Origin of the sequence: Planococcus halotolerans, assembly GCF_003289955.1 — a bacterium.
Taxonomy (GTDB): Bacteria; Bacillota; Bacilli; order Bacillales_A; family Planococcaceae; genus Planococcus; species Planococcus halotolerans.
Window position 1 is genome coordinate 39,449 of sequence record NZ_QLZR01000002.1, and the last position, 13,201, is coordinate 52,649.

Below are 13,201 nucleotides of genomic sequence, written 5' to 3' on the forward strand. Positions count from 1 at the left end.
ATCCATACCTCCTTCAATAAAGAAAATTATAACAAATATTCTGGAAATATACCTGGCGAAAAAATAGACCGCTTGATGTATACGTATACATCAAGCGGTCTATTTTCTTCTGGTCGTTCTTCTTTCATAAATAACCGGCTTAACATCGGCAGGACCGCGATTTCCCTTTTCACTGTTATCAATCATGGCGGCCAGCCGATTGATTGCTTCTTCATAAATATTTATATCGCCAGGCAGCCCGATGCTGCTCAAGCTCATATAATTCATAGCTGACTGTCTGGAATTGCCGATTCCCAGTACAGCGATGTCTTCCGGTACCGCATATCCATAATCGTATAGAAAATCCAGGGCATAGCCTGCGTAATAATCTGTTGCTGAAACGATAACATCCGGACGCTGCTTTTGAGCCATCATAGCGGTAAAAGACAACTCGATATCTTCCATATCGCCCGTCACTTTGACAATATTGACCCCACTCTCTTTCATGCCTTCAACAAAGCCCTGGTAGCGTTCCTGCAGGCGAAGGTCTGATTGGTTGCCTCCTAGCCAGCCGACTGCTTCAGGCTTCATGGATCTGATATATTCTGCCGCAAGTTTGCCGGCAGAATGATTATCCATCCCTACAGTAATTCCTTCCCGGCCACCGCTTGAACCACAAAAAATATAAGGGATTCCCGATGTTTTCAAATATTCAATAGCCATCCCCTTGATAATTAACGGACCAATTATTATTCCTTCCGCCTGCGTATTCAGGATTGCATTAAAGACCGACTCCGGTTTTTCCGGGTTCTGTATATGAATTTCAACGGTATAACCTTTTTGTTGCGCGTTTATCACTGCCTTATTGGCGAACTCAGCATTATCCGGCTCATCCAGCTGTCCGCAAAACAAAGCAATTATCCCGCTCTTCCTGCTGATTAAGGACCGGGCAGCAGCATTGGGACGGTAATTCAATTGCCGGATGGCGGCATTTACTTTTTCAAGTGTCGGCGCATTCACTTTTTCAGGGTTATTCAAAACCCGTGAGACCGTGGCCTGCGACACCCCTGCAAGTTTTGCTACATCAACCGAAGAAACCATTCATTCCACCACTTTCCGGATTGCTTAGTACACATATGTATACGTATACATTAACAATAAAACTAAACAAATAAAAGCCCCTTCCCGAAAAACTTCCTGGAAGGAGCATTTATTTTATTTACTGTCCATAACGATAACTGTTCACGCCTGCTGGAACCCGCAATCGTTTAGCTCTTTTCCGGTCAATTGCATCGTTTTCAAATTTAGCGGAAATCAGTCCAAGGACTACACCGAACATGGCGCCTGCAAAAACTTCAATCGGCTGATGTCCCAATAGCTCCTTCAGTTCTTCTTCCCTTTTGATCAATTCAAGGCTGGGAAAATCACCTTTCAGGGATATCAGGCTGTCTTCAAGATCGTTGACCAATTGTGCTATTTCGCCTGTATGCCTTCTGATTCCCTGTGCGTCGTACATAACAATGGTTCCGAAAACGACAGCCAGTGCCGTTTCCGTGTGGCGCGTCCCTTTATTGGCTGCCACATATGTAGCCAGAGCAGATACACCTGCTGAGTGGGAACTCGGCATGCCTCCTGTCGTGAACGCATGCTTCAAATGCCATTCACCCGTCAGTTTTTTATTTGTTACAATTTTTAATGCCTGTGCGATACCAATCGCTGATAAAGATGTGATTACTCCACGGTTCATGCAATCCGCCTCCTGCTTTGGATACTGCAGCAAAAATGCTGTATAAATTCCAATACCCTAAATTTATGGCTCATAACCGGAAATTTCGTACCATAAAAAAAGAAGCGGCTATGCGCTTCATATACTCACGGTTTATTTTTCGTTGGAATGCTGCTGCGGCACTATGCCGGTAGACTGCAGTGTATCAATCAATATTTCATGCATCAATTTATAGCCTTCATCATTGGGGTGAATTCCGTCCAGCCAGATACCGGGATTCTTGCCCATCTTATCGGTTTTTGAAATGATTACGCCCCGCTCTCCGATTGACCGGTTCCACCGCCGGTATAGAAGTTTAGTCAAGCCCATATATTGATGTTCTTTTTTCATTGAATTATACAGGTCGTTCTGAACCAGCAGTACCTCCGGATTCAACTCGCGGAGCTTGCCGTAAATCTCAAGAAGGTTTTTCCGGTAATTGATGCGGATCGCTTTAAAATTGCGAACCAATCCAGCCGTCCCGAGCTTCCGGAAACCCTGCAGCAGATCGTTGCCACCGATATTGATAAGAACCAGGTCTGCTTGTGACAGGTGTAGATCCCAGAATCCCGAGGTTAATCTGGCAACAAGCCCATCGCTCGTCAATCCATTGATGCCGAGGTTGATAACCCTGCTTCCCGGAAAACTTTCTTTCAGGTATTTTGCGATGCCTTCTTTAGTCCCGTAGCCATAAGCAACAGAATCACCGATTATCACAATCGTTTTTATCGCATATTCTTTTTTATGTTTTTTTATTTTGCTTAAGGGCGTCTTCTTTAAAAGGGCGCCCGACAGTATTTTATTTTCCAATCCAAGCACTTCCCTTTCAATCAATAATTATCACAATTATATCATTATAATAATAATTCATCAATTAAAAAGACTCATATGAACCAAATGAATATACATGCCAGCCAAATTCGCTTATTCTTTTATTATGAAGTAAATGGATTATTCACTTAAGGAGGTTAATGATGAATGAAATTTACGCTATATTAGGCATCCTTCTGTTGATCGCTGGCATAATCGATTTCGCTTGGACTACTTTATGGCCGGATGGAGGCGCAGGACCGATTACCAAAAGAGTGTCGCTGGCATTTTGGCTTTTGCTCCGTTGGCTCAGCGGCGGCAAATCCTCCCTCATTAGCCTGGCTGGCCCCATTATACTTATTGCGACGCTTTTGACCTGGATCCTGCTGTTTTGGACAGGCTGGACGTTGCTGTTTGCTGCGGATCCGGGCTCATTTATTGACACAAACGACAATAATCCGATCAGCTGGGCTGAACGCTGGTATGTGACCGGTTACCTGCTCTTTACACTCGGAGTCGGCGATTACATCATGAAAGAAGGCTTATGGCAGATTCTCGCCGTTCTAACAGCAGCCAGCGGTCTGGTATTCATTACGCTCGGCGTCACCTATATCCTTTCTGTACTTGGCGCCGTAACCCAAAAACGCGCTTTTGCAGAAAGTGTCCGCGGCATCGGTGATAATGTAACAGATGTTGTCTCGAATTCCTGGAACGGGAAAAATTTCGATGATATCAATCTTTTGCTCAATTCTTTTTCGGCACAGTTGAGCCTGCTGACCTCACAGCATAATGCTTATCCTATTCTGCATTATTACCACTCAAGTAAAAGGGATCAGGAAATTGCCGTATCAGTTGCTACGCTGGATGAAGCATTAACAGTATTCAAATTCGGAATAAAAGAAGGCTATGGGCCGAACAAGCTGCTTGTACTTGAAGCACGGTCCACGATTGACAGTTTTATCACAACTCTGCGCAGCGGCTATATAAGCCCGGCAGAAATGGCCCCTCCGTCCCCGGACCTCGATACGATGAGGGAAAAAGGGTTGCCTGTTGTTTCGACCGATGTCTTCCTGTACTCTCTGGAAGATTTATCAGACCGCCGAAAAGCGCTGCTTGGAAGCCTGCGTGACAACAACCGTGAATGGCCGGAATAAACAACTGCAAAACAATCCCCGTCTTTTCCAGGACGGGGATTGGTTTGCTATTTTTCAAAAGGATATCTTCTTCTTTCTTCCTGTACAGAAATCCATTGGAAAGTTGTAAATTCATCAAGTGACCAATGGCCTCCGAAACGGCCCAGCCCTGAATTCTTTTCACCGCCAAACGCCACCAGCGGTTCATCGTTGACACTTTGGTCATTGATATGGACCATTCCCGTTTCCATTCGCTGGGCGAAACTGAAAGCTTTCTCATAATTGGAGGAATGAACCGATCCACTGAGTCCATATTGCGTGTCATTGGCTATACGCAAGGCATCCGCTTCGTCTTTCGCCGGAATAATGGTCACAACCGGACCGAACATTTCATGTTTTGCTGTAGCCATGTCATTTGTCCCTTTCAATACGAACGGAGTCATTACGTTGCCGTCCACTGAGCCCTCCAGCAGAACTTCCGCCCCTTCTGATTTTGCCTGTTCCACTTCACCCAGAATCCGTTGAACGGCTTTTTGATTGATAAGCGGCCCAATTAATGTCGTCGGATCTTTCGGGTCTCCGGCTTTGATTTTTTTGCTCAGCTCAAGAAATTGGTTTGTAAACTCCTCATAGATATCCTGGTGGACAATAATGCGGTTGACTGCCATGCAAATCTGGCCGCTGTGCATATATTTGCCGAACGCAGCCCCTTCTACAGCTTTTTCAATATCGGCATCCTCCAATACCACGAATGGGTTGTTGCCGCCAAGTTCCAGAACCGCTTTTTTCACCGTGCGCCCCGCAATTTCGCCAATATGTTTGCCGACGCCGGTAGAACCGGTAAATGAAATCATACGCGGTATCGGGTGTTCGACAAACGCGTCCCCAATTTCAGTGATATCCGGCACCACAACGTTCAATATGCCTTTGGGTGCACCTGCTTCTTCAAAAATTTTCCCAAGCAATGTGCCGCCTGTAATCGCCGTTTGAGAATCCGGTTTCAGCACAACGCCGTTTCCTGTCGCGAGTGCAGGAGAAACAGAACGCATCGCAAGATACATCGGGAAGTTAAAGGGTCCAATGACGCCTACGACGCCAAGGGGTTTACGCAGTACTTCATTGCGTTTTCCCGGTACAATCGAAGGCGGCACCTGCGACTCGTTTTCGAATGGGAACGAAGCGGAATGTTTTGTGATAGCGATGCAGAAATCCACTTCCACGTTCGCCTTAATGAAGGTCGAACCAGCTTCTTCAATCAGAAGCTGGACCAGTTCGTCTCTGCGCCGCTCCATGATGAGTGAAGCTTCTTCAATGATTCGCGCCCGTTCAAAAGCGTTTACAGCAGCCCATTCTTTCTGGGCTTCGTAAGCGGCGCGATAAGCTTCATCGATATCTTCCGTGCCTGCGGATTTAAAAGTGGTCACCTGTTCCTGTGTATAGGGGTTAACCACTTCGATTTGTTTTTTACCTGTTCCTTCTTTCCAACGGCCGTTGATGAATTGATGATCAAGATCCTTGTATTTATCCAATTGCCATCTCTCCTTTTAAAATCTCATTTACCTTCACTTTCCCTTTTGGACAGTAAAAAAACATGAGGTTCCTGATTGTATGTACACTGTTTGTTCAAGTGTATACACAAAAAAAAGAGGCTCCACTGACAGATTTCCTGTTTGTGGAGCCTCTTCCGAGATATTGTTTTTAGCGTTTTTTCGCCTGTCCTTTATTCGTTACAACCGTATAGTTGCCGAATTCGTTGACGCTTAGGATAAAGGTATCGCCATCCAGTTCGCCCTGGATGATTTTCCATTTGCCTTTAGCGTCTTCGCGGGCGCCGAATTGTATTTTCACTCCGCTGTCAGTGTCAAAAGCCAAAGTGAAATCAGAATTAAAATCAACATCGACTTCATTGCCTTCCGGATCTGTTACTGCGATGTCGAGCTGCTGCGTCAACGCTGGACGTTTGTCCACCGTTTCCGCGTCATCGACAGCCAGTTCCAGATTGAAGCCTTGTCCGGCAGCATCCGCCAATTGCTGAAGGTTTTCAGCCGTGAAAGTGATATCCGCTGCCGGAAGATCGATCAACAGATCTTTACCGCTTGCCAGCAATTCTTCCACTGTTCCTTCAGAAAATTCGATTGTCAGTTCGCCGTTTTCGTCAAATTCACCTGCAGTGATAACAGCAACATCACCTGAATAATCAGGATCCGCTTCCTGTTCTCCCGGCACTGCCGGTTTTGAAAAGTCGATCTGCGCAAGCAATGGATCGTGGTCAGAGGCGCGTCCATGTTCTTCCATGAACATTGCGTTGATATGAACCATATCCAGCTCTGTGCGATCCGCCAGGTTATTCGTCACCAGCAGGTGATCAAGAACCTGTGAATTGCCTTGGTAATAATAAGAGAAACGGTCTTCAAGCGGCACATCTTCAACTTTGTTAGTTAAAATATCACCTTTTAACGCTTCCATTGCTGGTGTGAATTCAAAATCATTCATATCGCCGGCAACAATGACATTCAGGTTGGGATCTTGTTCAAGCCCTTCCTGGATGAAACCGTTGATGGCTTCCGCCAGTTCAATGCGCTCTTCTTCAGAACCAAGGAATGGCGGCTGGTTTTGGCCGAATAATGGCTCGTCTCCGCCTTTTGAATTCAAGTGTGCGCCAATCACAACTACCTGCTCACCCTGGAATTCGAATTGTGCAGCAATCGGTTTGCGCGTATTCGGCATCGGGATCGGTTGGATGCGGCCTGGATTCAATGACAACTCGCCGTCCACCCATTCCGTATCCTGCGTCGCTGTTCCTTTTGTCCCTTCAGAAAGTGTTACGCGTTCCGGGTTATAAAGATAACCGACGCGGATATTTCCGCCAGGCTGTCCGCCGTCCTGGTTGTATTCAGGTGCGATATCCGTCCATGCATAAGTCGGGCCGCCCGCCGCTGCGATATCAGCGATCAAGCGTTCATAACTTGCCGTTGCATCGCTGTTGCCGGATGCAGTCGGGCCGTCGCTGTCCTGTACTTCCACCATGACGATAATATCTGGTGAATTTAAATCGTTTACGAATGACTCAGCAATGCGCTGAGCTTTTGCGTCAGAAGTGTGGCTCGGGTCTGCAGAGAAATTCTCCACATTATAGGCTGCCACTGTTAACTCGTCTTCTGCATTTTCAATCCATGTTTCTTCCGGCGTTGTTCCGCCGTCCACAATTGCCGGAACTTCATTTTCATTTGTCCAAATCTGGTAGTTGCCGAAGCCGTAGCCCAGAACACCCACCGGCATTTCAGCAAATGTGTCGCCAGCTTTGGCGATGACGTTTTCACCCGTCGTTACAGTAATGCGTTCCGGATTGTAATCATCTTCCGCAAGCAACACGCCGCCTTGTTTATGGAAATCATTGTTTGTTGCGTTCTTCGATACAACGAAAACTTCGCCGTATTTTTGTGGTCCAACGATTTGTGCGTCCGCTACGCCTACGCGCATCAATTCAAGTGATTCCCAGAAATCAATGCCGTCTTCTTCCGGATCGAATGAAGTCAAACCGTCATTTTCAATATTTTGAGTCGGAGGGAAAATATCTTCTCCGATGACAAGTGGTTCAGGCAGTTCTGCCGTGCCGTCTTTCACTACTTCCGTTGAGCGGATGCGTGTAAGCGGCAGATCGTTAGCGCGCATATCCGAATAGCCTTTATAGAACCATTCTTCCACTGTTCCCGCTACAGTAACCACATCGCCCACAGCAAATGCGCTGCTCGCACTAGATCTGTTAACGATGATCGCTTCTGAAGTCGTCCAGTCGCCATCATCCTCTACGTCCTGGATGACAAAGTTCGCACCGTTGAAGAAATGCGTGATGACACCAGTGATTTCAATGACCGCTACATCTTCGTAGTCTGAATAATGTCCTTGTCCTTGAATATCACGGATGCGAAGATCTTCTGTTTTCAAAACCGTGTATTCGAATGTAAAGACTTCCGATGTTTCGTCAGCCACAGCAATCGCTTTGATGACTGTATCCTCCGTCAATACGATCGGAGCTGTGTATTGTGTGCTGGCGGCTGTTGGAGTCGAGCCGTCAAGCGTGTAATAGATCGTTGCGTTTTCCCAGCCTGACTGAAGCGTGATCTCTGTTCCTTCAGACACGATGCCCGGGAAAACATCGGTATACACAGCCGGTTTATTGACTAAGTCAAAGCTCTCGAAACCTAATGTCTTCACCTGATAAGTATCATTGAATTTAGAAGCGATTCCTGTCACGTGGACAAGGTCGCCTTCCTGGTAGCGCTGCGTGAATTGCTCAAACGTCACGCCGTTGCGGTTGTCGTTGCGGACAACTACGGATTCCCCGTTTTCCGCCACAGCAGAAAATTCGAATGTACCGTAATCATTGACCGCTTGCAGACCTGTAATCGTTACATTCTGCAACTCAACGCGCTCACCTTGCGTATCTTCATTCACTCCTGCAGGTGTAATAGTTTGCAAAGCAGGAAGTTCGTTGTTCGATGACAGGACCTCTACCGTGTTCGGCTGCAATTGCAGTTCCCCGCTGTATTCGGACACTGAGCCTGTCAACCGGACGATGTCGCCAGGCGATACAGTCGCACTGGATGTGTAAACATAAAGTCCAGCTGTTTCGTCCTGAACATAAAACGCGTTGCCGCCCCAGAAACCAGTTCCTGTCGTCACAGTCGCTTCGACCTGGATCAATTCACCAGGCAGCGTGCGGGCTTCAGCCAATGAATCGACAACCGTCGGTTCTGGTGGAGCTTCGCCTTCTGACAGGATTTCAAAAGATGATGGCGACTTCAAACCGGGAACGGTGAAATACGCTTCCAGTGAACCTGTAATGTTTATTTCCGCTTTAAAATTGGTCGGGTTATCAACCAAATTCAATGCGGAACGTATTGAACCAGATGGTAATTGCACCGGCAAAATTTTTGCCGGATCTGTTTCATCCGGTGAATCTGCCAGTCCTAAATTGGTTGCACTTGAAAAAGGTGCTTCCTGGTCATAACTGCTCCCACTGTTGGCTGTGCCCACAATATAGCCATTAACCGTGGCAGTTCCAGAGTTATTCGCGATCGCGTCCGCCACCGAGATGGGATCTGCTGCATTCGCAGTCGCCATATACGGCAAAGCTGCTGACAGCACCAATAAAAGACTTAGAAAAATCTTTCCTATTGCGCTTTTCGTCAAACTATTCACTCCCTCTTTTGAATTTGCGTACGGCATAATTATACAAGAAGAAAATATACACTTTGTTAAAATTATGTAAAATTATAATAAATTTACCCGATAGTCCTATGATTCAAAAGATGTATAGAGAGGTATTGATTTTATTTTCCTATTTATCTGTTAATTATATCTGATCGCTTCTATTGGACTATTCTTCTTCGATTGTAAAATCACAAGGAAAATAAAGGGATTTACAATTGTATGGTGGAATACAATTTATATAGAAGAAACGATGGGAGCCTTATTATGAAAAAATCATTTTTACCTGTGTTAATTTTAGCGGCAAGCATTCTTTACATTTTCTTTATTCCGGATGAACCCTTATGGTTTAAGCTCATTTTCAAGCTGATTCCGATGGTGCTGATCATCATGTATGCATTCCTTCAAATGCCTGGCGATAAATTAAAGATCCACTGGCTGATCCTCACCGGGCTGGTCTTTTGTTCAATCGGCGACGCGACTCTCCATTGGTTCATCATCGGCCTATCCGCCTTTTTAATCGGTCATCTCTTTTACATAGCTGCATTTTTAACCCAATGGAAATACAGTCTCTACCGTTTACTATCCATCCTGCCGCTCGGCATTTTTGGCCTGGTGATGGGTGTACGGATGCTGGGAGCACTGCAGGCCAGCGGTGATGACGCATTAATCGTGCCGGTCCTGTTTTATATTTTCGCCATTATCCTGATGGCCTGGTCCGCATTTATGACCGGAAACCGCTGGCTGATCATCGGCAGTCTGCTATTTGTCGCATCGGATTCTGTACTGGCCTGGAATATGTTTGTTGCTCCTGTGGCGTATTCGCACCTGCTCATCATGTCCACCTATTACAGCGCACAATTTTCCATTGCGCACAGCGTGGCAAGTTTCCGGAAGCCAATTATCGGGAATAAATAAGCCAGTACGCTACCGCATGAAAGGAAGGAAAATATATATGGATCCGATAAAATATTTGAAACGCTTTGATGCCTACCCCGTTGAAGAAAATTACCTGCAGGACCTGGCGAAGCTCCAATCACTTCACATGCAGCATATCCCTTTCGAAAACCTGGATGTGATCCGCAAAGTTCCAATCTACCTGAACCTTGAGAACATATACGATAAAGTGGTCAATCAGCACAGAGGCGGCTATTGCTACGAACTGAACGGCTTGTTCTGCTGGCTTTTGCAGCAAATCGGTTTTGACGCTAAAATGATTTCGGCGACCGTGATGAAACCTGACGGCAGCTATGCAAAACCCGATACTCATGCAGCCATCATCGTGGAACTGGACGCCCCTTACCTGGTGGATGCTGGATTCGGTGATTCGACCATCAGTCCCATTCCACTCGGCGGTGAACGCCATACGGATAACAGCGGCACATACCGGATTGATGAAATTGAAACAGATGTTTATGAATTGACACGTGAAAATGACGGAGATGAAAAAGTGCTGTACCGCTTTACGCTGGACGAGAAAAAGCTGGAGGATTTCCATGAAGGGTGTATCTTTAACCAGGTGTCAGAAGAGTCTACTTTTACACATGATGACATTGTGACAAAAGCGACTCCAGAAGGCCGTGTAACGCTTACCGGAACCACTCTTACCCGCACCATAGATGGCAGGAAAGAAAAGCAGGAATTGACGGAAGCTGAAAAAATGAAAATGCTCGAAGAAGAATTCGGGATTGTGCTGGACACAGAAAAGCCTCTTCGCATTTGAAGAGGCTTTTCATGTCCGGTCTTTTTTTCTGCGCTTCCAGATAGAATATGCTGTGAAGAGAATGGCCAGCAATAGACCGATTCCGTAGAACTCGAATTTATATTCATTGAACAAGGCTGAGAAACGGTCGTAATTGCCGTTCAGGTAATCACCCAGGTATAGAATGATAAAACACCAGGGAAAGATTCCGGTAAACGTGAGCAGCAGATATTTTACCAAGCCGACATTGCTTATGCCTGCAAGATAAGAAATATAGTTCCCTACTCCGAATGGCCGTGATAAGGCGATGCTCCAGATGCCGTATCGATTGAAAAAGCGGCTTGCCTTGCTGAGCCCTTTACGGATTTTATTCCACAGACGATGCTCCAATTTATTGCCTATAAAATATGGGATCAGACTGGCCAGACTGTAAACGACAGCCATCGCAGCAGCGGTTCCGGCCATCTTTTGCACTGAAAAATCGAGCAGGCCGCCATATGCCAGAACGGCGATAATGCCAGGGAAAGGAACAGAAGCCCCTTCCAAAAATATCGAAACAAACAAACCGATAAGACCCAGATCTTTTAAAAACATCAATATCTGATCGACGATAGACTGAATATCCACTGTGCTCAGCTCCGCTCAAGCATATGTTCTATCACTTTGAACATGCTGCGTGAATCTGCCAATTCAAAAGAACCTCTGTACCGGGCAGCCGCTTCTCTAAAGTTACGCATTTTATCTCTGTCCTTTAGTTGCCGGCAGGCAAAATCCAGTGCATCTTCTCCGTCGGGAATGATGAATACCAGACCCATTTCATTTAAAAGCTGAAGATTTATCTGCTCCTGTCCCGGCAAAGCGGAAGAAATGAATATAGGGAGATCTTTTCGGATTGCTTCCGAAACCGTCACTCCACCAGGCTTGCTGATAATGGCATCCGAATTTTCATAAATCGTGTTCATTTCTTCTTTGGAAGCAATATAAGGGTAGGCTTCAGCAAAATCACCTGGAATCCGTTTAATTTCTTCGTATAATTTTTTATTTGCTCCGCATAATACCTTTACGCGGCAATCCAAGTCCTTGGCGCTTCTTTTCAGCATTTCGGCAAGATTGCCCAGACCGACACTGCCCCCGGATAACAGAATATGAAATGGTTCAGCAGGCTCTCCCTCTTTCCTTTCATCCCGTTCCAGGAATTTTCCGCTGATGGGTATACCGGTCACGAAAATCCGGCTGCTGTCTATATTGTATTTTGAAGAAAGCTCACTTTTAATCTTAACACTGGGAACAAAATGATAATCGATATGGCTGCGGCCCCATACGTCGTTTATAAAAAAATCAGTATAGATGTTAACCGCGGGAACAGTGCATTCACCCGACTCTTTCAGGCGATTGATAAAAAGAGATGAGAAACCATGTGTGCAGATGATCAGGTCGGGCTGTTCCCTGTGCAGGATATCTTTGACCTTTTTCATGAATAGGATCTCGTAGACTCTGTGGGGGCGCTCGCTTTTGCTGCGATATGCAAATTGCCGGTAGATCCATGCATAGGACTCGGGGAAGCGGCGAATCCATCCAAGATAGCCTTTGACAATTTCTTGTTCAACCCGAATGTTCCATTCACTAAGAATATCCAATTTTTCGCATTCAATCTTTTCAGTGTTTGCACGGATGCTCTCACAGATAGCTTCCGCTACCTGGTGATGGCCGGATGGCATGCTGTTCAACAAAGGCAGGAGCAGGACCTTCTTCATTGGACTGCCTCCAGTAGACGGGGCGTGAGGACATAATCTGAAATGGGTTCAAGATGCGGATAGTTTCTCATATCACCGCGGTAAATCATTTCCATGCTGTCCGAGGAGAAGATATCCCGCGGCGTCATGAGGGCAGGCGGTTTTTCGGCCAGCCAGATATCTCCCGCAGCCAACGCTTCAGTAACGAATTGCGAACAGAAATAAGCGTTTTTACGGTTGAAATTATAGTTTAAGGCTACAGCGAATAGACCAGTGAAGTTGTATTTGAAAGAGTCCTTCTCCCGCTCCATTTTTTGGACATAAGACCATATTCTGTCGTATTCCTGTTGCGTCATATCCAGTTTGCAGACAGCACAGTCCGCCCGCTGAAAAAGGTGGTCCCGCACATCTTCCTTCACAAACCCGGCAATAAATGCGTTGTCCGTATCTTTTCGGCCAAAACTGTACATCTGGCTCAAGTCCTTTGTAAATGACAGCGATACATGGCTGAATGGATACCGGGTGCAGTTTTTGATCATCTTGGCCAAATTGGTTTTGGTATCAGTGAACACAATATATATTTCCATCTTTTCATCCCCCTTGCATACAGTCCGTTTTATACAATGATTCCATAACCTCAGTTTATCTTTGTCTCTGTTAAACCACATCAGGCGCCGGGCCGCTTCCGAATGCGACCATAGGCTTAGAATCTATCGGGACTTATTTCTCTTTATCTATTAAACGATTGAATCCATGTAAGGTTTCATACTTATATGTAATTTTCTGTTAGAATCTCTCCCTATTATAGACCTGATTGCTTAAAAAAGAATCAGAATATTTATTAAGATATTATTAATTTTCATAGAAA

General features: G+C 45.7%; 11 protein-coding genes. 3 read left to right on the plus strand and 8 right to left on the minus strand.

The features are described from left to right. Window positions 1–99 precede the first annotated feature (99 nt). The 3 genes from DP120_RS04850 to DP120_RS04860 form a co-directional block, all read right to left on the minus strand. Complete coding sequence (locus tag DP120_RS04850; protein WP_112222424.1) at window positions 100–1,080, minus strand: LacI family DNA-binding transcriptional regulator; 981 nt, start codon at window positions 1,078–1,080, stop codon at window positions 100–102. A gap of 118 nt (window positions 1,081–1,198) precedes the next feature. Continuing rightward, window positions 1,199–1,726, minus strand: coding sequence for a divergent PAP2 family protein (locus DP120_RS04855; protein ID WP_112222426.1), 528 nt, complete (start codon window positions 1,724–1,726; stop codon window positions 1,199–1,201). A 132-nt stretch (window positions 1,727–1,858) separates the two neighbouring features. Next, window positions 1,859–2,461: an SGNH/GDSL hydrolase family protein gene (locus tag DP120_RS04860; RefSeq protein ID WP_205854510.1), complete on the minus strand. Its 603-nt coding sequence runs from the start codon at window positions 2,459–2,461 to the stop codon at window positions 1,859–1,861. Window positions 2,462–2,718: 257 nt separating this feature from the next. On the opposite strand from DP120_RS04860, the gene DP120_RS04865 reads away from it, so the two are divergent. After that, entirely contained in the window at window positions 2,719–3,708 is a 990-nt protein-coding gene (locus tag DP120_RS04865) for a two pore domain potassium channel family protein (protein WP_112222430.1), read from the plus strand. 47 nt (window positions 3,709–3,755) lie between these two features. Here DP120_RS04865 and DP120_RS04870 read toward each other — a convergent pair whose 3' ends face one another. Both DP120_RS04870 and DP120_RS04875 read right to left on the minus strand, forming a co-directional pair. Next, window positions 3,756–5,216 (minus strand): aldehyde dehydrogenase family protein, encoded by a 1,461-nt coding sequence (locus DP120_RS04870; RefSeq protein ID WP_112222432.1) that lies wholly within the window; start codon window positions 5,214–5,216, stop codon window positions 3,756–3,758. Window positions 5,217–5,385: 169 nt separating this feature from the next. Next, on the minus strand, window positions 5,386–8,889 hold the full coding sequence (locus DP120_RS04875; protein ID WP_420812430.1) for a DUF6359 domain-containing protein: 3,504 nt from the start codon (window positions 8,887–8,889) through the stop codon (window positions 5,386–5,388). Between the two features lie 276 nt (window positions 8,890–9,165). Between DP120_RS04875 and DP120_RS04880 the strand changes: the two genes are divergently transcribed. Together DP120_RS04880 and DP120_RS04885 are read left to right on the plus strand one after the other, a co-directional pair. After that, window positions 9,166–9,816 (plus strand): lysoplasmalogenase, encoded by a 651-nt coding sequence (locus DP120_RS04880; RefSeq protein WP_112222436.1) that lies wholly within the window; start codon window positions 9,166–9,168, stop codon window positions 9,814–9,816. A gap of 37 nt (window positions 9,817–9,853) precedes the next feature. Continuing rightward, window positions 9,854–10,621, plus strand: a complete 768-nt coding sequence (locus DP120_RS04885) for an arylamine N-acetyltransferase family protein (protein WP_112222438.1) — start codon at window positions 9,854–9,856, stop codon at window positions 10,619–10,621. Between the two features lie 9 nt (window positions 10,622–10,630). Here DP120_RS04885 and DP120_RS04890 read toward each other — a convergent pair whose 3' ends face one another. The 3 genes from DP120_RS04890 to DP120_RS04900 are packed head-to-tail and all read right to left on the minus strand — an operon-like array spanning window position 10,631 to window position 12,920. Continuing rightward, window positions 10,631–11,227 (minus strand): DedA family protein, encoded by a 597-nt coding sequence (locus DP120_RS04890; RefSeq protein ID WP_112222440.1) that lies wholly within the window; start codon window positions 11,225–11,227, stop codon window positions 10,631–10,633. Between the two features lie 5 nt (window positions 11,228–11,232). Beyond that, entirely contained in the window at window positions 11,233–12,354 is a 1,122-nt protein-coding gene (locus DP120_RS04895; RefSeq protein ID WP_112222442.1) for an MGDG synthase family glycosyltransferase, read from the minus strand. Continuing rightward, complete coding sequence (locus DP120_RS04900) at window positions 12,351–12,920, minus strand: hypothetical protein (protein ID WP_112222444.1); 570 nt, start codon at window positions 12,918–12,920, stop codon at window positions 12,351–12,353. Before DP120_RS04900 ends, DP120_RS04895 begins: the two co-directional genes overlap by 4 nt. Between the last annotated feature and the right edge of the window lie 281 nt (window positions 12,921–13,201).

Excerpts from the sequence above, each read along its gene's own strand:
- DP120_RS04850 (WP_112222424.1), bottom strand. The coding sequence starts at position 1,080 with ATGGTTTCTTCGGTTGATGTAGCAAAACTTGCAGGGGTGTCGCAGGCC.
- DP120_RS04855 (WP_112222426.1), bottom strand. The coding sequence starts at position 1,726 with ATGAACCGTGGAGTAATCACATCTTTATCAGCGATTGGTATCGCACAG.
- DP120_RS04865 (WP_112222430.1), top strand. The coding sequence starts at position 2,719 with ATGAATGAAATTTACGCTATATTAGGCATCCTTCTGTTGATCGCTGGC.
- DP120_RS04880 (WP_112222436.1), top strand. The coding sequence starts at position 9,166 with ATGAAAAAATCATTTTTACCTGTGTTAATTTTAGCGGCAAGCATTCTT.
- DP120_RS04885 (WP_112222438.1), top strand. The coding sequence starts at position 9,854 with ATGGATCCGATAAAATATTTGAAACGCTTTGATGCCTACCCCGTTGAA.
- DP120_RS04895 (WP_112222442.1), bottom strand. The coding sequence starts at position 12,354 with ATGAAGAAGGTCCTGCTCCTGCCTTTGTTGAACAGCATGCCATCCGGC.
- DP120_RS04900 (WP_112222444.1), bottom strand. The coding sequence starts at position 12,920 with ATGGAAATATATATTGTGTTCACTGATACCAAAACCAATTTGGCCAAG.